Origin of the sequence: Oligella sp. HMSC05A10 (assembly GCF_001808335.1) — a bacterium.
GTDB lineage: Bacteria > Pseudomonadota > Gammaproteobacteria > Burkholderiales > Burkholderiaceae_B > Oligella > Oligella urethralis.
Window position 1 is genome coordinate 155,696 of sequence record NZ_KV792937.1, and the last position, 20,245, is coordinate 175,940.

Annotated in this window: 19 protein-coding genes; 10 read left to right on the forward strand and 9 right to left on the reverse strand. The window is 46.5% G+C overall.

From position 1 onward, the window contains the following. Positions 1-27 precede the first annotated feature (27 nt). Complete coding sequence (locus HMPREF3144_RS08550) at positions 28-306, reverse strand: DUF4282 domain-containing protein (RefSeq protein WP_018026745.1); 279 nt, start codon at positions 304-306, stop codon at positions 28-30. A 188-nt stretch (positions 307-494) separates the two neighbouring features. On the opposite strand from HMPREF3144_RS08550, the gene HMPREF3144_RS08555 reads away from it, so the two are divergent. Together HMPREF3144_RS08555 and HMPREF3144_RS08560 are read left to right on the forward strand one after the other, a co-directional pair. Continuing rightward, positions 495-1,187, forward strand: coding sequence for a M48 family metallopeptidase (locus HMPREF3144_RS08555; protein WP_036558733.1), 693 nt, complete (start codon positions 495-497; stop codon positions 1,185-1,187). A 16-nt stretch (positions 1,188-1,203) separates the two neighbouring features. After that, positions 1,204-1,461 carry a hypothetical protein gene (locus HMPREF3144_RS08560; RefSeq protein WP_018026747.1) on the forward strand — a complete coding sequence of 86 codons (258 nt, stop codon included), beginning with the start codon at positions 1,204-1,206 and terminating at the stop codon, positions 1,459-1,461. Between the two features lie 68 nt (positions 1,462-1,529). Here HMPREF3144_RS08560 and HMPREF3144_RS08565 read toward each other — a convergent pair whose 3' ends face one another. Continuing rightward, positions 1,530-3,932, reverse strand: coding sequence for a Tex family protein (locus tag HMPREF3144_RS08565; RefSeq protein ID WP_036558783.1), 2,403 nt, complete (start codon positions 3,930-3,932; stop codon positions 1,530-1,532). Between the two features lie 140 nt (positions 3,933-4,072). Between HMPREF3144_RS08565 and HMPREF3144_RS08570 the strand changes: the two genes are divergently transcribed. Further along, on the forward strand, positions 4,073-6,142 hold the full coding sequence (locus tag HMPREF3144_RS08570; protein WP_070477432.1) for a DNA repair helicase YoaA: 2,070 nt from the start codon (positions 4,073-4,075) through the stop codon (positions 6,140-6,142). 47 nt (positions 6,143-6,189) lie between these two features. Here the strand turns inward: HMPREF3144_RS08570 and HMPREF3144_RS08575 are convergent, their stop codons facing one another. After that, entirely contained in the window at positions 6,190-7,014 is an 825-nt protein-coding gene (locus tag HMPREF3144_RS08575) for an outer membrane protein assembly factor BamD (protein WP_018026750.1), read from the reverse strand. Positions 7,015-7,183: 169 nt separating this feature from the next. Here HMPREF3144_RS08575 and HMPREF3144_RS08580 point away from each other — a divergent pair, with 169 nt between their 5' ends. The 6 genes from HMPREF3144_RS08580 (at position 7,184) to HMPREF3144_RS08605 (ending at position 13,635) form a co-directional block, all read left to right on the forward strand. After that, a complete protein-coding gene (locus HMPREF3144_RS08580) occupies positions 7,184-8,161 on the forward strand; it encodes an RluA family pseudouridine synthase (protein ID WP_070477434.1) in 978 nt (325 codons plus the stop codon). Positions 8,162-8,181: 20 nt separating this feature from the next. Further along, the gene (locus HMPREF3144_RS08585) at positions 8,182-9,036 is read left to right on the forward strand and encodes a purine nucleoside phosphorylase YfiH/LACC1 family protein (protein WP_070477436.1); all 855 of its coding nucleotides are present in this window, start codon (positions 8,182-8,184) and stop codon (positions 9,034-9,036) included. Between the two features lie 211 nt (positions 9,037-9,247). Next, positions 9,248-10,897: a PHA/PHB synthase family protein gene (locus HMPREF3144_RS08590; protein ID WP_070477438.1), complete on the forward strand. Its 1,650-nt coding sequence runs from the start codon at positions 9,248-9,250 to the stop codon at positions 10,895-10,897. Between the two features lie 164 nt (positions 10,898-11,061). Further along, positions 11,062-11,805 (forward strand): acetoacetyl-CoA reductase, encoded by a 744-nt coding sequence (phbB, locus tag HMPREF3144_RS08595; protein ID WP_018026754.1) that lies wholly within the window; start codon positions 11,062-11,064, stop codon positions 11,803-11,805. 30 nt (positions 11,806-11,835) lie between these two features. Further along, entirely contained in the window at positions 11,836-12,417 is a 582-nt protein-coding gene (gene phaR / locus HMPREF3144_RS08600; RefSeq protein ID WP_070477440.1) for a polyhydroxyalkanoate synthesis repressor PhaR, read from the forward strand. 168 nt (positions 12,418-12,585) lie between these two features. Beyond that, positions 12,586-13,635, forward strand: a complete 1,050-nt coding sequence (locus HMPREF3144_RS08605) for a cytochrome-c peroxidase (RefSeq protein WP_048766913.1) — start codon at positions 12,586-12,588, stop codon at positions 13,633-13,635. Positions 13,636-13,708: 73 nt separating this feature from the next. Here the strand turns inward: HMPREF3144_RS08605 and HMPREF3144_RS08610 are convergent, their stop codons facing one another. Continuing rightward, positions 13,709-15,202: a CoA-acylating methylmalonate-semialdehyde dehydrogenase gene (locus tag HMPREF3144_RS08610; RefSeq protein ID WP_018026757.1), complete on the reverse strand. Its 1,494-nt coding sequence runs from the start codon at positions 15,200-15,202 to the stop codon at positions 13,709-13,711. Between the two features lie 116 nt (positions 15,203-15,318). On the opposite strand from HMPREF3144_RS08610, the gene HMPREF3144_RS08615 reads away from it, so the two are divergent. Next, entirely contained in the window at positions 15,319-16,215 is an 897-nt protein-coding gene (locus HMPREF3144_RS08615; RefSeq protein ID WP_036558716.1) for a LysR family transcriptional regulator, read from the forward strand. Between the two features lie 2 nt (positions 16,216-16,217). Here the strand turns inward: HMPREF3144_RS08615 and purU are convergent, their stop codons facing one another. The 5 genes from purU to HMPREF3144_RS08640 form a co-directional block, all read right to left on the reverse strand. Further along, complete coding sequence (gene purU, locus HMPREF3144_RS08620; protein ID WP_036558713.1) at positions 16,218-17,075, reverse strand: formyltetrahydrofolate deformylase; 858 nt, start codon at positions 17,073-17,075, stop codon at positions 16,218-16,220. A 35-nt stretch (positions 17,076-17,110) separates the two neighbouring features. Next, positions 17,111-18,223: an NAD(P)/FAD-dependent oxidoreductase gene (locus HMPREF3144_RS08625; protein ID WP_070477442.1), complete on the reverse strand. Its 1,113-nt coding sequence runs from the start codon at positions 18,221-18,223 to the stop codon at positions 17,111-17,113. After that, positions 18,220-18,741, reverse strand: a complete 522-nt coding sequence (locus HMPREF3144_RS08630; protein ID WP_018026761.1) for a flavin reductase family protein — start codon at positions 18,739-18,741, stop codon at positions 18,220-18,222. Before HMPREF3144_RS08630 ends, HMPREF3144_RS08625 begins: the two co-directional genes overlap by 4 nt. A 33-nt stretch (positions 18,742-18,774) precedes the next feature. Beyond that, positions 18,775-19,407 carry a pyridoxamine 5'-phosphate oxidase gene (pdxH, locus tag HMPREF3144_RS08635; RefSeq protein ID WP_048766910.1) on the reverse strand — a complete coding sequence of 211 codons (633 nt, stop codon included), beginning with the start codon at positions 19,405-19,407 and terminating at the stop codon, positions 18,775-18,777. A 145-nt stretch (positions 19,408-19,552) separates the two neighbouring features. Continuing rightward, entirely contained in the window at positions 19,553-20,215 is a 663-nt protein-coding gene (locus tag HMPREF3144_RS08640; protein WP_083290431.1) for a gamma-glutamylcyclotransferase, read from the reverse strand. Positions 20,216-20,245 lie beyond the last annotated feature (30 nt).

Here is a 20,245-nt window from a genome sequence, read left to right on the forward strand (position 1 = left end):
AAGCACCAGTGTTTATAGCCACTGCACTTATGGCTCAATGGTAGGTGTGTTTTTATCCTGTTGTAGGGCTTTGCTGCTTAAAATAGCTAAATGCTCGTTAATTTTAAAGAGTACAACGGTCAATTCACAATAAATACGTCCGGCAATCACACCACCAATTAAAACCGCAAGACCGGATAAAATTTGACCGTTGATGATAGCGGACAAAGAAGCAATCACAACGGCCACCAAGATAAACCAATAAACGAAGGTGACGATTTTTGGGAAAATAAACTTGTCTAAATATAAAAAATCACGGAAATTCATAAGCTATTCCTCCTAAAAAAAATGATGATAAGTTGTCCAAAGGAGTGTGGATTTTTAGTTTAACAGCGTAAAGTGTAAATCAACAACCCTTTTTGTACAGGTGCTGAGAAAGCGCGGCTTAGCCTCGGCTATAATAGCGACAGCAAGTTATCACTAGACCTTCTCATAGATAAGATTAACGTCTTTTTATGAAAATTATTCGTATCGATTCCATTCCTATTAAGCTGCATTTTAAAGCGATTAAAAATCTGTATATTCGTGTGTTACCGCCTGCAGGAGAGGTCGTGGTGTCGGTGCCACAGAGGATGGGAGAGGAGTTGGCGCTGGCGTTTATTAATCAGCGTTTGTCTTGGATTAAGAAGCAGCGGCAAAAATTTGCTCATTATCAAGCCGTGCCAGCGCTGCAATATGAAACCGGTGAACGACATTATTTATGGGGCAAGCTCTACCCCTTGTATGTGTTTGAGGGTTATGCTAAGCATGAGATTTATCACGATGCTGAGGGCTTAAATATGTTTGTGCGAGACGGCACGAGTAGCAAAGGTAGGGCCTTGGTAATGCAGAATTTCTATAAAGCGCAGATACGGGCCGCTTTAAAGGATTATGTGCCCAAATGGGAGAGACGCATGGGGATTAGCGCGCCTATCATTGATTTGCGCACTATGAAAAGCCGGTGGGGCAGTTGCCGTAGCGATGGACAACGCATTTGTTTAAATACGGAACTAGCTAAAAGACCGCTTGAAAGTTTGGAGTATGTGTTGGTGCATGAATTAGTGCATTTGTTTGAGCAAAGTCATAACCAGCGCTTTCAAGCCTTGATGGATAAGTGTTTAGCGGATTGGCGAGAGCGTAAACAGCGTCTCAACCAGCCTTTAGTTTAGAAAGTAAGGAGTTTTGATGGCAGTGGTTTTATCCATGATTGCTAAGGGTTTATATATCATCGGTGGGGTGACGGTGTTTTTTGCGATTTTATGTCTCAGCACCTTAAATGCTAAGCCTAATGCCAAAAACCAAGCATTATTGGCGCAGTTGAGTCCCGAACAAATAGCGCAGGGCAAGAAAAACGCTCGCAATGCCATTATCTATATTTTTTTGCTGGGATTAATCCTTGCCTTAATCGGCTATGTGTTGAGTGTGTTTAGCGGTCGTTTATAGGGGGGTTATCAGGGGCTTGCGCAATGGCAAACCCCTGATGATTGCTAGTGAGATGGGCGTTTATTCGTTTATTTTTTAAGCTTGGCAAAGGCCGCTGCCATTGCACCCATCGGCGCATCATCACGTCGATTTGAGGCGTGTGTGCCGGTACGCTGATGTTTGCTGCGATTATCACGCCGTTCATTGTTACGACTATCGCTACGTGCTGTGCGATTGCTGCTGCCAATGTCATCATCTAAACGCATGCTGAGATTGATACGATTTCTATCTACCTCTACTTCCAGTACTTTGACTTTCACCGTTTGACCGACACGCACCACCTCACGTGGATCAGTGACGTACTTATTGGATAAGCAGGAAATATGCACTAAGCCATCCTGGCCTACACCAATATCCACAAAAGCACCAAAAGCGGCTACATTACTAACCACACCTTCTAGAATCATGCCGGGAATCAGGTCGCGTATGGATTCAATCCCTTCTTGGAAGGTGGCTGTTTTGAATTCAGGGCGTGGGTCGCGACCGGGTTTTTCTAACTCATTAAAAATATCTTTAACCGTTGGTAAGCCAAATTGTTCGTCAGTAAAGCTACTTGGCGAGAGTCCTTTGAGAGCATCGGTTTTGCCCATAATATCTTTGATATCAGCTTGAATTTTTTCTAAAATGCGCTCAACTACTGGATAGGCTTCGGGGTGTACCGCCGAGGCATCCAGTGGATTGTCGCCGTTTTGAATGCGTAAGAAGCCGGCTGCCTGTTCAAAGGTTTTAGGGCCGAAGCGAGACACTTCCAGTAGCTTTTGGCGATTGTCAAAGGCGCCGTTTTGGTCACGCCAGGCGACAATGTTTTTAGCCAGGGTGCTATTTAAACCAGAAACGCGCGCAAGCAGTGCTGCCGATGCGGTGTTGACATCAACCCCTACGGCATTGACGCAATCTTCAACCACCGCATCCAAGGAGCGGGCTAGCTCGCCTTGATTAACATCGTGTTGATATTGACCGACGCCAATGGCTTTGGGCTCAATTTTAACTAATTCGGCTAATGGGTCTTGCAGACGACGGGCAATGGAAACTGCACCACGTAAACTCACATCCAGATCGGGGAATTCAGTGGCCGCTAGTTCTGAAGCAGAATAAACTGAGGCACCAGCTTCGGAAACCACGATCTTTTTAACCTTATCGAGTTTAAACTCCTTAATCAGTTCGCTAATTAAACGCTCGGTCTCACGCGAAGCGGTACCGTTGCCGATGGCAATTAACTCAATATTATGCTTGGCCACTAACGCTGCTAGGGTATGAATACTGCCTTTACGGTCAAGGCGGGGTTCAAAGGGGTAAATGGTCGTGGTCTCAAGCACCTTGGCCGTGGCATCGATGGCAGCTACCTTGACCCCCGTGCGAATCCCAGGGTCCAAGCCTAGTACGGCTTTAGGACCTGCTGGCGCTGCCAATAATAAGTCCTTTAGATTGTCGGCAAAGACTTTAATTGCCTCTTCTTCAGCGCGTTGGCGTAACTGACTAATAAACTCAGTTTCAAAGGCGGTGAGTAATTTTACACGCCACGTCCAACGGCACACATCGGCTAGCCATTTGCCGCGGGCTGAGGCATCTGCGCCAAATTCTGCACCCAAATCAAAGTAGCGCTCAATGCGCTCAATACAAGGATGCGGTACCAGCTCCTCCTGCGCTTCGGATAAGCCAATACGTAAATCCAAGCAGCCCTGTTGACGTCCGCGTAGCATGGCTAGAATACGGTGCGAGGGTAGACTCGCCAAAGACTCACTAAAGTCATACCAATCGCGGAATTTATCGCCTTCATCTTCTTTGCCGGCGACCACGGTGGAGTATAAAAGACCTTGTTGAGACAGGAACTCTCGCAGCTGTGCTAATAAATCCGCATCTTCGGCAAAGCGTTCGGCCAGGATATCGCGCGCACCATCCAATGCCGCTTTAGTATCGGTGATTTTATGCTCTGCATTTAGATAATCTGCCGCTAAGGTTTCAGGATCCGCAGTACGGTCATCTAGGATAGCATTTGCCAAGGGCTCTAAACCAGCTTCTATGGCGATTTGAGCACGGGTGCGACGCTTAGGCTTATAGGGAGCATACAAATCCTCTAAGCGTTGCTTAGTGTCTGCCGCCATTAGCTGCTGCATTAATTCGGGTGTCAGCTTTTCTTGAGCATGAATCGATTCCAGAATGGCGAGTCGGCGCTCTTCCAACTCCCGTACATATAGCAATCGTACTTCTAGTTGACGTAAAACTGTATCGTCCAAACCACCAGTCGCTTCCTTACGATAGCGTGCAATAAAGGGCACCGTGGCGCCTTCATCTAATAAATTGACGGCTGCAGCAATTTGACTGGCTTTTACCGTTAGTTCCTCAGCAAGTTGTTGAATAATACGCGCACTATCGACTTCCTGTGGAATAGCTAATGATGAATGTTCAGGTTGTAGACTTACAGATTCGGTCATCTCACTCTCAAGTTTTTTGGTTTGAAAGCTTGTCATTTTGCCACAATTAGGCGGCTAAATATATTCATTGACTAGGATTGCTACAATTGCTTATGTGAAAATAAGCATAATAAGTGACGTCTTTTTTGTAGGAGCCGCTCTTGAGTTTTGATGTCAGTCGATTTTTTTCAGATGATGGTCCTTTTGCCGAATCTGTTAGTCGCTATACTAAGCGTCAGGCACAGACTGAGTTGGCGCAAGCGATAGAAAATACTTTCATGACAAAGGGCACGCTGGTGGCTGAGGCAGGTACCGGTACAGGTAAGACCTGGGCCTATTTAGTACCAGCATTATTAGCGACTGGCAAGGTGATTATATCGACGGGTACACGCAATTTACAGGACCAGATCTTCACTAAGGATGTGCCACAGGTTTGCCAGGCCATGGGTATTCCAGCCTTGGTCGCTGTGCTTAAGGGACGTTCTAATTACGTTTGTCACCATTATTTAAAGCAGCTTGAGGAGTCAGATGCGGGTTTGCACTCTAAGCTAGAAGTGCCCATGCTGCAAGCGATACGCCGCTTTGCTGATACTTCCGCAACGGGTGATAAGGCGGATTGTGCTGCCGTACCTGAGACAGCGAGCATTTGGCAACGGGTGACTTCCACTGCTGAGAATTGCTTAGGTCAAGACTGTCAGTTTGCAGAGGAGTGCTTTACGAATAAGGCGCGGGCGCGTGCTCAAGAGGCGGATGTGGTGGTGATTAATCACGCTTTGTTTATGGCGGATTTGTCCCTTAGGCAGGAGGGTATTTTTGATTTATTGCCTAGCGCAGAGGCCGTCGTCTTTGATGAGGCGCATCAACTGCCGGATTATGCGACGCGCTTTTTAGGTGAGCAAATTAGCGGTCAAAAAATTGCTGATTGGCAAAAACGCAGTCTTAGCATCGTGCGCGCCCAGTTAAAAGGCATTGCCAAGGACATTGAGCCTATCGTGCAGGAGATAGCCAAGGCGCTGATGGAGTTTAGACTACAATTGATGCCGCTTGAGGAAATGCCAAATGCGCAGGCTTTGGTGCATAATCTGGAAAATTATGAGCGAGTGATGGGGCGTTTTGATGAGTTGGCGCAGGCAATTAAGCAATTGGTGCGAACTTTATTAAACTATCAGGAATCCCATCCCGATATTAAAGCAGCAACCCGTGAGGGCGCGGCACTATACGATAGTTTGATGCGTTGGGCACGTAGCCATCAGCCAGCGGCTGATGCAGAGGGTGCCACGCAGGTCGCTGCAAGTAGCGCTAGTGATAGTCTCAGTTCCTTGGTGGCTGAGCAGATGGATGAAGAGCACCAAGCAGTGGCTGAGCTTGAAACAAGCTATGTGTGTTGGCTCAATTTAACTCAACACTATTTTCAGCTTCATCGGGCTCCCTTGAGTGTGCGACATTTCGGTCGCTTTAAGCAGGCAGATCAGGCCTGGGTCTTTACCTCAGCGACTTTGTCAGTGAATGGTAATTTTGATCATTTTGTTAATAATCTTGGGCTCTATGGTGCCATTGAACGGGTATGGGAATCACCCTTTCAATATCAGGATAAAACCATTATGCTGATTCCTAAACTGCCGTTGCCGGATGATTTTTCATTTAGAGAACGCTTTCTGGACGTGCTGATGCCTTTGATTGAAGCAACGCATGGCGGTGTTTTGTTGTTATGCACTTCCCTGAAAGCGGTTGATGAGTTTTCAGAGATGTTATTAGCGCGGCTGGATGAGGCAAATATTGATCGTGCTTTATTAAAGCAGGGGGATAATTCTCGCGCTTATTTGATGGAAAAATTCCGTCAAGAGGGCAATGCTATTTTGGTGGGTAGCTCCAGTTTTTGGGAGGGCGTGGACTTTCCCGGCGATTTATTGACCTTGGTGGCAATAGATAAAATCCCATTTATGTCACCAGATGACCCGGTGCTGGATGCGCGCATTAGGGATTGTGAAAATCGTGGCGGCAGTGCCTTTTTTGAGATCCAGATCCCGCATGCTGCAATTGCTCTCAAGCAGGGGGCGGGACGTTTGGTGCGCAGTGAAAATGATGCAGGGGTATTGCTCATTGGTGATGTACGCTTGGTGGAAAAAGGCTATGGTAAAAGGCTTTGGCAGGGTTTACCGGACTTTTATCGAAGCCGAAATCCAGAGGATGCCTTACAATTTTTGCGCTATTTGGCCGAGCAAGGTAAATAAAAAGTAAAAGGGGTTTAGTTTTCGAACTAAACCCCTTTAAGTCTAAACTAATTAAACCAGGTTGCTGGTTTGAAAACATCTAACCAACTGGAATCCTTGTCAAGACCATGCTCCGGATAGTCGGAGTTTGGGAAGTTCTGTGTAAATACACGCTGAGCGTCAGCGGCTTGATCATGTAGGCCTAAAGCCTCATAGGACTTCATCATAATATACAGCGCACGCTCCGTTGCCGTTACTCCAGAGAAATCTCTTAATACCGCCTGTGCACGGTTAATGGCAGCCACATAGCCATGGCGCTCATAGTAGTATTGGGCGACATTGACCTCGTTTTCAGCGATGGTGCTAATTAACCAGTTTAGACGTAGTCGTGAGTCCTCGGCATAGCGACTCTGTGGGAAGCGCTCGACTAGCTCACTAAAGGCGGCATAAGACTCACGCAAGCCCTTAGGGTCACGCTCGCTCGGGTCCTGACCCGTATAGCTGCTTAAGAAAGCGCTCGGCGGGGTGAAAGTAATTAAGCCCTTAAGGTAGAGCATATAGTCGGTATGCGGGTGATTTGGATATAAGCGATGGAAGCGATCAATCACTGCCTTGGCTTGCTCCGGTTCGTCATCACGCCAGAGCACATAAGCCTCGTCAATCATGGCTTGCTGTGCGTAGCTGGAGTAGGGGAAGCGTGTGCCAATGGTATGTAAATAGGCACTGGCGGTATTCCATGAACTACTACGAACGTTTTCGCGAGCCGCATCATATAGTTGAGGCGCAGACCAACCGATGGTCTCATCGTTAATCTTGTCACGGGTGCTTGAGCAGGCGGTTAATAAACTGACGCCAAGAACGAGTACTATGGATTTAAAGGTGTTAGTTTGCATATTTACAATTTAAAATAAGAATACTTGCGTGATATGATGCTTTATTCTGTTTAATAGAAACTATGATAACAGCCTTTTAGGATCCTATCGTTGCTGTTGATTACAATATTCGAAAAATCAACAGCGTATTTTGCCAGATCAATTAAAAACTCATTACACAGAGCCTGCTATGACCGACCAATCCCTTGAAACCGCTGAGCATTTCGACGACGATGCAGTAGAACCTGAGGCTTTGGAATTTGAAATGCCCTTAAACTTCAGCAGCGAACGTTTGGATAAGGTACTAGCTACCTTATTGCCGGCGCATTCACGCAGTCGCTTACAACAGTGGATCAGCGATGGTTGGGTCAAGGTCAACGGACAAGCAGCTAAAGTGCGCCAAACCATTCGAGCGGCTGATCGCATTACCGTAAGGGAACAGGTGGCACCGGAGCAAATGGCATTTAGCCCGGAGAATTTGCCGCTTGATATTATTGCGGCTACTGAGCATTATATTATTGTGAATAAGGCTGCTGGTATGGTGACGCACCCGGGTGCTGGCAATTGGTCAGGTACCTTATTAAACGGCTTGTTATACCATTTTCCAGAGTTGGCGCAGATACCGCGCGCGGGCATTGTACATCGACTGGACAAGGATACCTCCGGCATCTTAATGGTAGCCCGTACGGAAATTGCTCAAACCGATTTGGTGCGGCAATTACAAGCACGTTCGGTAGGACGTCAATACGTGGCTTTACTAAAAGGGCATATTGCCGAGGCGGGTACGGTTGACGCAGCGATTGGTAGAGATCGCCGCGTGGCGGTAAGAATGTCCACCGACTCACCTATTGCACCCAAGGAAGCGCGCACGCATTTTCAACGACAGGCCTTGGGTACATGGCAGGGTCATGCGATCAGTCGGGTTGAATGTCGTTTGGAGACGGGCCGTACTCATCAGATTCGAGTACATTTAAGTAGTCTAGGGTATCCGCTACTGGGTGATGGTTTGTATGGTGGTCCAGCTTGGCTGGGGGCAGAGCGGCAGATGCTACATGCTCAGCAGTTGAGTTTTATGCATCCAGTGGATGGCGTGCCGTTGCATTTTACGGCGCCAATACCCGCAGCGATGCAGCAGATAATAGATGCTGTTGATTGGATTGAAAGTTAATCGTAGCCACAGGAGGCGTGATGGAGGTTCCTTTTTCTTATCCTAAACCCCATGCAGCGTATCGTGAGTTGCATGGTCTGCCCGTCATTAGTGGTCCAGCTATTGATGGTCTGGCGTATTTTAGCAGCACCGCTAGCAGTGGACGCGACGTAGTGAGCTGCGGCTCAGCTGATTGTGATGCCTTTAGTGCAGCAGGATTTAATTTGGGCTTATCCACGGGCGCCGAGCGCGATTTAGTGCTGGCCAATCGCGCTCGTTTACAAGAGGAATTGCCGGCGGCACCGATTTGGATTGCACAGGTACATGGTGCAGCGGTTTTTGATGCAGACCAATGGCAGCCAGGTGATGAGATCACTCGAGCGGATGCCAGCATTACTACTCAGCCTGAGCGTGTGTTAGTGGTACAAACGGCGGATTGTATGCCGTTTGTGCTGTTGGGTGCAGAGGCACAAGTGCTTGGAGTGGTGCATGCGGGGTGGCGTAGTTTATTGCTTGGGGTGCTTGAAAATACTATTGAGGCAATGAGGCAGAAGGTAGCTGCGCCGATTACTCATGTGTGGATAGGTCCCTCTATCGGTGCGGCTGCTTTTGAGGTGGGGGCGGAGGTGTGCGCAGGCTTTGTAGAGTCTAACCCAGCGTATGCGGATTTTTTTACAGCGTCAAAAACGCAGGCCGATAAATACTATGGTGATTTAGTAGCTATTGCCAATCATAAATTACACAGTCTTAAGTACCGCGGATGGGTGGCTGCAGATTGCGGGATCTACTTTTCAGGACTTTGTACTTATAGTCTTGCCAGTTGCTTTTATTCCTATCGTCGTAATGCGCAGACTGGGCGGCAGGTGACCGTGGCTTATTTAACTAATAAGCCTTAATTAATTCCAGTAAGCAGCTGTGTGCTTGCTACAAGGGGTGCAACGCAGCACCGCCAGATGAATTTAAATTTGCTTGTCATAATTCTTATATACAATAAAGAATTAGGTGTTTGTTCAGATAATTGGAATGTTTCTTTGCTACACTATAGATAGAGATTCAAGTTCTACGCTAGACACCAAAGCCTATCGCATTCTTAGATGGAGATGATTAATGGAGCAGTTTAATTTAGCCAATAACCCATGGCTGGCCTCATGGAATAATTTGACCAGTTCAGCCGATTGGGAAGTATTTAAAAGTGATTTTGTCAAAAAGTTTCAACATCTGATGCAGCTTAGCCAAGAGGGTAATCTGCCGGAATTACGTGACCGTCGTTTCCGTGATGCGGCTTGGGCTGAAAATCCGCAGCTTCACTTATTAGCGCATTTATATGTTTTATCATCTGAAACAGTAGAAAAAATGACGGCTAAGTTTGATCTACCTAAGCGTATGCAAGAGCGTTTACAGTTTTCGGTGGATCAGTGGTTGGCGGCGATTGCTCCTTCTAACTTCTTTAGCTTTAATGCCGAGGCCTTAAAGGCGTTCCAAGACACTTCCGGTGAGTCCCTACAAAAGGGGATGCAGAACTGGATGGATGACTTACGCAAGGGTCGCATGACGCAGACCGATGAGACGGCCTTTGAAGTGGGTGTGGACTTAGCGGTGACTGAGGGATCGGTGGTTTTTGAAAATAAATTTTTCCAGTTGATCCAGTATCAGCCTAAACTTGAGCAGGTGTTTGAGACGCCAATGCTGCTAGTACCACCATGCATTAATAAGTTTTACGTGATGGACTTACAAAAGGATGAGTCCCTGGTGCAGTACTTGGTAGAGCAGGGCCATAATACCTATTTAATTTCTTGGCGTAACCCTTTATCAAGCGATGATGATGGCATCAGCGAGGCGACGTGGGATGACTATATAGAGCACGGTATATTAAAGGCCATGGAGGCGGTGCAGGCAATTAGCGGTCAACCCCAACTAAACGTGACAGCGTTTTGTGTGGGCGGCACGATGACGGCCACCGCAATCTCTGTGTTAAAGGCGCGTGGTATTGATATTGTTAAGTCCTTAACCCTCTTAACCACCTTCCTTGATTTCTCTGAGACCGGTGTGTTGGATGTCTTTATTGATGAATCCATGGTCCTTAGAAATGAGCTGAAACTGGGCAAGGGTGGCTTAGCTTCGGCTGATATGCTAAATAGCACCTTCTCGTGGCTCAGACCCAATGAACTGGTTTGGAACTATGTGGTGAGTCGCTACTTTAAGGGTGAGGCGCCAGCAGCTTTTAATATTTTATATTGGAATGCTGATAGTACGAATTTACCTGGTCCTTTCTATGCCTGGTACTTACGTAATACCTATTTGGAAAATAACTTAGCTAAGCCAGATCATGCCGTGGTTTGCGGTGAAAAGATTAACTTTGGTCGGATTGATATACCATCTTTTGTATACGCTTCCATCGCCGATCATATCGTGCCTTGGGATTCTGGTTTTGCATCGGCTAAGTTGATTTCTGGTCCAGTGCGTTTTGTCTTGGGTGCTTCTGGTCATATTGCTGGTGTGATTAATCCACCGCACAAGAATCGTCGCAACTACTGGGTTAATGAAAATACGCCTGATGAACTGAATCGTGCTCAAAGCGCTGGTGATTGGTTGGCAGAGGCTACTGAAAAGCCTGGTAGCTGGTGGCCTGCGTGGGCTGAATGGTTGGTACAACAAGGCGGTCGCAAAATCCGTGCCCGCAAGACCATGGGTAGTCGCCAGTATCCGGTCATTGAGCCAGCACCAGGGCGTTATGTTAAGGTTAAAGCAATAAGTTAATAATGCCAATTTTTAGTTTTAATTAATGCATATCAGCATCTGATAAATAGCGCTAATCCTAGGCGCTGCCTCGCTTAGAGCTTAGGATTACCCTTATAGACAGTATGCTGATGTGCAGTTTACAGTTAACAAACATTGTCATGTAATCAAAAGGAGAGTGGCTTATGAGCTCAAAGAAAAGAATAGCCTATGTTACGGGTGGTATGGGCGGTATCGGTACAGCAATTTGTCGCCGTTTAGCCGATGACGGCTTTACGGTAGTTGCTGGTTGCGGTCCTACTCGTAATTTTCAAAAGTGGCTGGATGAGCAAAAAGCTGATGGTTATGAGTTTCATGCCTCCGCCGGTAACGTCGCTGATTGGGATTCCACTGTCAAGGCTTTTGAAAAGGTTCGTCAAGAAGTCGGTGAGATTGATGTACTTGTGAATAACGCCGGTATTACGCGTGATGGCGTCTTCCGTAAGATGTCCGTTGAGGATTGGACTGCGGTGATGGACACTAACCTAAACAGCTTATTTAATGTGACTAAGCAAGTAATTGAGCACATGTATGAGCAACGTTGGGGTCGCATTATTAATATCAGCTCGGTTAACGGTCAAAAGGGTCAGTTTGGTCAGACTAACTACTCTACCGCTAAAGCGGGTATTCACGGTTTCACAATGGCCTTGGCGCAGGAAGTGGCAAGTCGTGGTGTGACGGTTAATACCGTTTCTCCTGGTTATATCGGTACGGATATGGTGCGTGCGATTCGTCCTGAGATTTTAGAGCAGATCGTGGGTACCATCCCTGTGCGTCGCTTAGGTGAGCCTGAAGAGATTGCATCGATCGTCGGTTGGTTAGCTTCGGATGATGCTGGCTTCTCTACCGGTGCCGACTTCTCGCTTAACGGTGGTCTTCACATGAGCTAATCAGTAGGAATTTTAGCTAGTAGTATTAATATGTCAGAAATTAAGCAAGAAAGTTCTCGTGTTATTAAAAAGTATCCTAATCGTCGTCTTTATGATACGCAGGCGAGTAGTTACATCACCTTAGCCGATGTGAGGGATTTGGTGGTTGCCTCAGAGCGCTTTACCGTGATTGATGCAAAAACCAATGAAGACATTACACGGAGCATCTTGCTACAAATTATTCTGGATCTTGAGAGTGCTGGTGTGCCGATGTTTAGCACCAACACTCTCAGACAGATTATCCGTTTTTACGGGCATGCCATGCAGGGTGTGATGGGTACCTACCTAGAGCAAAACCTGCAGGCATTTACTGAAATTCAACAGCAATTGAGTCAGCAATATGATGAGCTTTACCCGACTCAATTTAAGCCTGAGGCATGGGCTGATCTGATGTCCATGCAAAATCCTTTGATGAGTCGCATGATGAGTAGTTATGTGGAGCAGACTAAGGATCTTTATCTCAATATGCAAGAGCAGATGCAAAATCAAACCCAGCAGTTGCTAAAGGTGTTTAGTCCTGCTGCTTTTAATCAAGCCGCCGAGAGCAAAAAGAGTACGAAGAAGTCCAAGTAGTTAGTTCGCTATATAACCAAAGCCTTGATTAGTCAAGGCGGATAATTCCCAGTTTTTAGCCTTATCGTTGGGAACCTTGATTACGATCAATCCCAATTAAGCCCCCTAACTTTATAATTGAACTACGGGTGATATCACCCAGTTTTTAACGATTCAAGGGGGAATCTTATGAAAAAATTAACAATGGCTTTATTGGCCTGTGGTGCTTTTGGTTTTGTGGCTGCACCTGCGATGTCGCAACAAGCGGAGGGTGAACGCTATAAGCCGAATAATGAGTTGATTCAAGTGATCGAAGCTCACAAAGTGGAAAATCAGGCTGAAGTGGAATTGGGTAAAAAGCTTTGGTTTGATAATCGTCTATCTCGTTCTGGTTTTATCTCCTGTAACTCCTGTCATAACTTGATGTTAGGTGGTGCGGACCATTTAGTTAGCTCAGTGGGCGACTATTGGGCACAGGGTCCGATTAACTCACCTACCGTTTTAAACTCTAGTTTAAACTTTGTTCAGTTCTGGGATGGTCGTGCTAAGGACTTGCGTGAGCAGGCCGGTGGTCCGATTGAGAATCCTTTAGAAATGGGCTCTACTCACGACTTAGCAGTCAGTGTTTTAAAAACCATTCCTGGCTATGTAGAAGAGTTTAAAGCCGTGTATGGTGTTGATGAGATCACGATCGAAGAGGTGACGTCTGCTTTAGCAGCTTTTGAAGAAACCCTAGTAACACCTAATTCGCGTTTTGACCAGTGGTTGAGTGGCAAGGATGATGCCATTAGCGATCAGGAGCTAAATGGCTATCTACTATTTAAAAACAGCGGTTGTGTGGCCTGTCATAACGGTCCTAACTTAGGTGGTAACTCCTTCCAGCGCATGGGTCTAGTTGAGCCCTACGTGACTGATAACGAAGCTGCCGGTCGTGCTGGTGTTACTGGACAGGACGTTGACCGCATGAACTTTAAGGTACCTACCTTACGTAACGTCGAATTAACCTATCCGTACTTCCACGATGGTGCTGCTAGAACCTTGACAGAAGCAGTTGATATCATGGGTCGCTTACAGTTAGGTAAGAAATTTACGGATGAGGAAAATGCCGATATCGTTGCTTTCTTAAAAACCTTAACCGGTGATCAGCCTGAATTCACCATCCCTGTGTTACATCCTAATAGTGATGAAACACCGATTGGTCAGCCTTGGGCGCCACAAGAAGCTGAGAAAAATAGCTAAGCTTTAAAGCGTTTCTTGCACATAGAAAATAGGCCGTGGTTTTATGACTCACGGCCTATTTTGTTTTAACACCTTACTTCATTGAGATGGTTGTGTTGACACTGCGGTTATGCTGAGACCAACGCGCAGTCACTGTTTTTGTTTGGGTCCAGAAAGAGAATGCTTGCTTACCGTTAGGACCTAAATCACCCAATTTGGAACCACGTGAACCGGTAAAGCTGAACCAAGCCACTGGCACTGGAATAGGTACGTTAATACCCACTTGGCCCACATCGATATTGTTTTGGAAGTGTCTGGCCACACCACCATCTTGCGTGAAAATAGCAACACCGTTACCGTTAGGGTTGTCGTTGATGAAAGCGATAGCCTCATCTAGGGTGTCGACATTGACAATCACTAGCACAGGACCAAAGATTTCCTCGTCATAAATACGCATACCCTTTTTGACATCGGTAAAGATAGTAGGGCCAACAAAATTACCCTTTTCATAGCCGGGAACGACGTAATTACGACCATCCAACACTAAGTTGGCGCCCTCATCCACACCGGATTGAATTAAGCCTTCAACACGCTGCTTCGCAGACGGCGATACGAGTGGACCTAAGTCGGCGCTGTTGTCGGTACCGACATTCACTTTTAAGGACTTTGTTTTTTCAACTAATTCATCTACCCATTCGCGTGTCTCACCCACCATCACCGCTACGGAGGTGGCCATACAACGTTGGCCGGCAGCACCGAAGGCGGCACCAATTAATTGGTTAATTGCTACCTCTTTGTCGGAATCAGGCATGACCACGCAATGGTTCTTCGCACCCATCATGGATTGACAACGCTTGCCATTATCAGAGGCGCGACGATAGACCTCCGTACCCACATGGGTGGAGCCGATAAATGAGACTGCTTTAATATCAGGGTGCTCACATAAACGCTGCGCCACCTCAGGGCCACCGTGCACCACGTTGAGTACGCCAGGCGGTAAGCCAGCTTCTAACGCCAACTCAGCGAGGAATAAAGAAGCGCTGGGATCCTGCTCAGAGGGTTTTAAAATAAAGGTATTGCCGGCGGCAACGGCATACGGGAACATAAAGCAAGGTAGCATCACTGGGAAGTTAAAGGCGGTAATACCGGCGACCACCCCTAAAGGCTGGATTAAGGTATACACATCCACACCGGTAGCGGCGTTTTCTGAATATTCACCCATTTGCATACTGGCCACCGAGCAAGCATGCTCAATGGCTTCTAAACCTCGACCCACTTCACCGATTGCATCTGGCAGGGTTTTGCCGTGTTCTTTGGTAATTAATGCAGCTAATTTTTCTGTGTTATCACGTACTAACTCTTGAAGCTTAAGCATCACACGCATACGGCGATTAATACCGGTATTGCGCCATGTTTTGTAAGCCTCTTTGGCATTGGCAATGGCGGCATCAACCTCATCCAAGGTGCATAAAGGCACTTTTGCTACCACTGATTGATCGGCTGGGTTGAGTACATCCAAGTATTTGCCAGAGGTGGATTGAACTTTTTCACCATTCACTAATAATGGAATCGTAGGAATATTCGTCATTTAAGTCTCCCAATCTTATTGCAGTTTTTATCTAGACCCATTTTGAAGTGTCTAGCGACAAATATCAATATAATAAATACACAATCATTGTGCATATTTGCATATATAAAGGAGGCGTGATGGATTGGGATGGGTTACGTTATTTTTTAGCGGTTGCCAGAACCTCAAAAATATCTGAGGCAGGTCGTCGTCTAGGGGTTGAACACACAACCGTCGCCCGCCGCATTCGCCAGTTGGAGCAAGCGATGGGGACCGTGCTATTTGATAAGTCGCGGCGCTACGGTTATCTGTTGACAGAAGCGGGTAATCATTTACTGCAACATGCCGAGAAGATGGAGGGTGAGCTCTTGCATGCCCAGCAAAGCGTGAGTGTGTTGGAAGAGGATTTGACGGGTAATATTCGTGTGGCTGCCACCGAGGGCTTTGGTATTTATATGTTGACGCCGTTGGCGGTGGAGTTTCAGCATCAATACCCTAAGACCAGTCTGGATATTATGCCTTTTCAGCGTTTTGTCGATCAGTCCAGACGCGAAGCGGATATTTTTATCACCATTGATCGACCGATACGCGGTAATTATGTATATCGTCGTTTAAGTGATTATAAGTTGCGTCTCTATGCTACACCCCAGTATTTAAAACGTCATGCGCCGATCCGTAACACGCAGGACTTGGCTGCACATCGTTTTATTGATTATGTGGATGAATTTATTATCAGTGATGAGTTGAAGTATTTAAGCGATTTGGTACCTGCGGCTAATGTGATCTTTAAATCCAATAGCCTAGTGGCTCAGTTGCAAGCGTGTTTGGGTAGTATGGCCTTAGCCGTCTTGCCTTGCTTTATGGCTCATCAAAACCCGGCCTTGCAAGTCGTACTGCCCGATGAGATTGTAATTAAACGCAGTTTTTGGATGCTCTATCATGAGGATCTGCGTTTGCTTAAGCGCATCGAGCTGTTTTCTAATTTCTTAAAAAACAAGCTCGAACAGCGCCAAAGCTTGATGATGGGGGAGTGATCTTATTTAAAAACGACCGTGCGATGACCGTTTAATAAAATGCGATGCTCAATAAAGCTTTTGACCGCACGTGACAGCACCAGTGATTCAATATCACTCCCTACCTGCGCCAGACTTTCGGCACTGAGTCGGTGGTCAACACGCTGCACATCCTGCTCAATAATGGGTCCCTCATCTAAGTCCGAGGTTACATAGTGGGCGGTGGCACCGATAATCTTAACCCCACGTTGATGCGCCTGATGGTAGGGCTTAGCGCCTTTAAAGCTAGGTAAGAAACTATGGTGAATATTAATCGCCTTGGCTTCAAGCTTGTTAGAGAGCTCCTCAGAGAGGATTTGCATATAGCGTGCTAAGACCACTAAATCCACCTCTAACTCAGTGACTAAGCGGAAAATCTCCGCCTCTTGCTCAGCACGATTGTCATTACTCACAGGTAGGTAGTGGTAAGGAATATCATAGCTCTCAGCTAGTTTTTCGTAGTCACGGTGATTAGAAACAATGCCCACAATCTCCATATTTAATAAACCGCTATGAGTGCGGAATAATAAATCGTTGAGGCAATGGCCTTGTTTACTCACTAAAATTAATACGCGTGACTTTTTAGTGGTGGCATATAAGTTTAAATCCATATTAAAGCGGGCTTTAGCAGGTGCCAAGGCAGCTTCAATTTGCTCCTGCGTGATGCTAGCGGGTACGCTAAAACGAATTCTTAAAAAGAACTGCTTGGTGTCCTCGTCCCCATATTGTTGTGAGGTCAGAATATTACCCTCCAGCTCCAATAAAGTACCAGAGATGTTATAGACAATACCGACTTGGTCGGGACAAGAAATCGTTAAAATAAATTCGTGATGGTTACTCATTTTTAAACTGAAAATTATTTTTGTAAAATAGTAGGTTATAAATGATTTGCGACTTCATCAGCAATGGCGAGCGCAGCAGTTAAGCCGGGCGACTCAATGCCAAATAAATTCACTAAACCGCTGATACCATGTACTGCTTCCGTACTGATAATAAAATCGGCCGCTGTATGACCTGCTGCACTTAATTTGGGTCTAATACCGGCATAGGCGGGCTGTAGACAACCCTCCTGAAGACTAGGCCAATATCGTCTGACTGCCTCATAAAATATCCTTGCCTGTTCGGCTTCTACCAGGTAGTTTTCCTGCGCTTGCCAACACACATCGGGACCGAATTTAATTTGTCCGCCTAAGTCTAGGGTTAAATGAATCCCCAGACCGTCTTTATCGGGCATAGGATAAATTAAATGCTTAAAGGGTGCTTTGCTCGTATAAGAGAAATAGCGCCCCTTGCAGTAATAATGAGCGGTGGGGATAAATTGCTGCTCAAGACCACGGAACTGTTTTGCTAATTCAGTCGCATAAAGACCGGAGGCGTTGATTAAGTTAGCACAACTAAGTTGAGTTTGGCTAGTATCATCAAAAGAGCAGATAAAATGATTTGCCCCTTGGATGCTCAGCTGCTTCAGGGGGGTATTAAGTACTAATTGAGCCCCTGCATGCTCAGCCTCAGCTAATAAGGCGAGCATCAAGGCATGACTATCAACGATGCCAGTGGAAGGCGAGAATAAAGCCAATTCGGCATGTAATTCCGGCTCTAGGGTGGCAATGTCTGAAGCTTGTAGGAGGACTAAATCATGTACGCCGGAAGCCTTGGCATTGTTTTTGATCGCCATTAATTGTGCAATTTCAGCGGCTTCCGTTGCCACTAATAACTTGCCTAAGCGTTGGTGGGGTATCTGTCTGCGCTCACAAAAGTCGTACAAAAGCGCTTTGCCTTTAATGCAAAGCTTGGCTTTTAGACTATTAGGCGGATAGTAGAGACCAGCGTGAATGACTTCTGAATTTCTTGAGCTGATACCACTACCGAATTGAGCGGCGGCCTCAACGATCAATACCTCTTTGCCTTGTTGGGCCAGTGCACTGGCAATGGCTAAGCCGACCACACCGGCGCCTACCACAATACATTCAATATCTACCGAGTTACTCATTTAGCAAATCGACTGGTTGGCGTCAAATCAAAGGTGCCGGCATGAAAGACCAAGGGTAGCTTATTGGTGTGCTCACAGCGTTCGACATAGCCGACCATAATAAGATGGTCGCCGGCAGGGTGTTGCTGCTCACTGGCGCATTCGAAAATTGCAGCGCAGTACTTAGCAGACAAGAGCGGGGTATTGGTTTCACTCATTTCCCAGTCAATATCAGCAAAGCGGTCTGGCACCTTGGCGGTGGAAAATTGCATGGCCAAGTCAATTTGGTCATTTGCCAAAATATGAATGTTGTAATGCCTTGCATTTTTAAAAACCGGCAAATTATAAGAAGCTAAGCGTAAACACCAAAGCACCAACGGTGGTTCGAGTGAGACTGAGTTAAAGGAGCTGACGGTTAAACCCACCGGCTTACCGGTATCAGGGTTGGTGGTGGTGACAATCGCCACCCCAGTCGCAAAACGACCGAGAGCGAGTCGAAAATCTTTATCAGTAAAATCAGCAGTACGTTTAGTAGACATAGTAAATTTGTTGCTTAACAAGGCATAAGTAGGCTAGGGAGCTAGCCGCGTCATAAGCCATTGGTCCTTGGCTTTACGATAGCATAGGCGATCGTGCATGCGTGAGGGGCGCCCTTGCCAGAATTCGAAGCTTGAGGGTACCACTAAATAGCCACCCCAATGCGGCGGTTTAGGTACGGCGTCCGGATAGCGTGCGGCATACTCCTCAAAGCGTTGCTCCAAGGTCTTGCGCTCAACCACTTGGCTTTGCTGGGAAGCCCAAGCACCGATACGAGAACCATAAGGGCGGCTATTAAAATACTCGGTGGAATCGGCAACAGAGAGCTTATGCGCCTGTCCATTAATACGGACCTGTCGTTCCTGATTAATCCAGAAGAATAATAAGCTGACCTGTGGGTTATGGGCAATGGCTTGACCTTTGGCCGAATCATAATTAGTAAAGAAGATAAAGCCATCCTCACTATAGCTTTTTAGGAGCACCATCCGTGCTTCCGGTTCACCCGCTGCATTTACCGTGGCTAAGGTCATGGCGTTCGCCTCAATCAAACCGTCTTGGCTAGCTAACTGAAACCAACGGTCAAAGAGTGCAAAGGGGTCGGATCCCGCATCCTGTTCTAATAATTCGAACTTTTCGTAGCGGTGGCGCATATCAGCTGTTGAGCCCATGATGTATTATCCAAAAAATAAGCCGGTAAACTAAATAAAAGCTAAAAGGCATTTTACACCTAAGTGCTTTTATCTTCAGCAAATAGGCAAGAATAGCGATGGAAGCATGGTGTGATTGGTAAAAAGCTGAGGCTAGCTTGAGCTGCTAGCTGTGTTGCAGTCGCTCACAAATCAGCTCACTCAGGTGATAGAGTGCATCATCTTGGATACCGGCCTTTTTGAGTGCAGTGGCAGTTTCTAAGACATACTCGGTACAAGGGCCGTAATGACCATGCGCTCCTAAGACCACATCAATGGTTTCATCAACGCTGAGATTGCCGACATAGGAGTGATCGTCAGGATCCATCACAAAAGCGAGTGCTTTTACCGTGCCTTTAGCCGTTTCACAATCTAACCACATGGGCAGATAGGAGCTGTTAGGCATCTCACGCTGCCAGAGGCGGCGCATTTTATCCATGAGATTATCATTCGATAGTTTGTATACCGTGCCTTCACACACGCCCGACTCAGCCAGACCGAAAACCAAACCGGGGCGCTCCGGGGTGCCACGATTGACACTGGACCATAAGCAGAGCGAGCGATGATAGCCAAGCAGGGTGCCGCGACGGCTTTCAATATACTCGAACTCCGGTCGCCAAACGAGGGAGGCATAACCGAAGATCCAGATATCCTTGACTTCATCTAGTTGGGCAAGGGTTTCATGTAGAGAGGCTTCTCGTTTCTCTTCGCTCCATAGGCGAAAGTTTTTGATGTGTAGTTCAGCCTTGGCTAAAATACTCGGACTTAAATCAATGTATTTGCTATTCACGAATAAACTTAATAGAAAAGTTAAAATGCT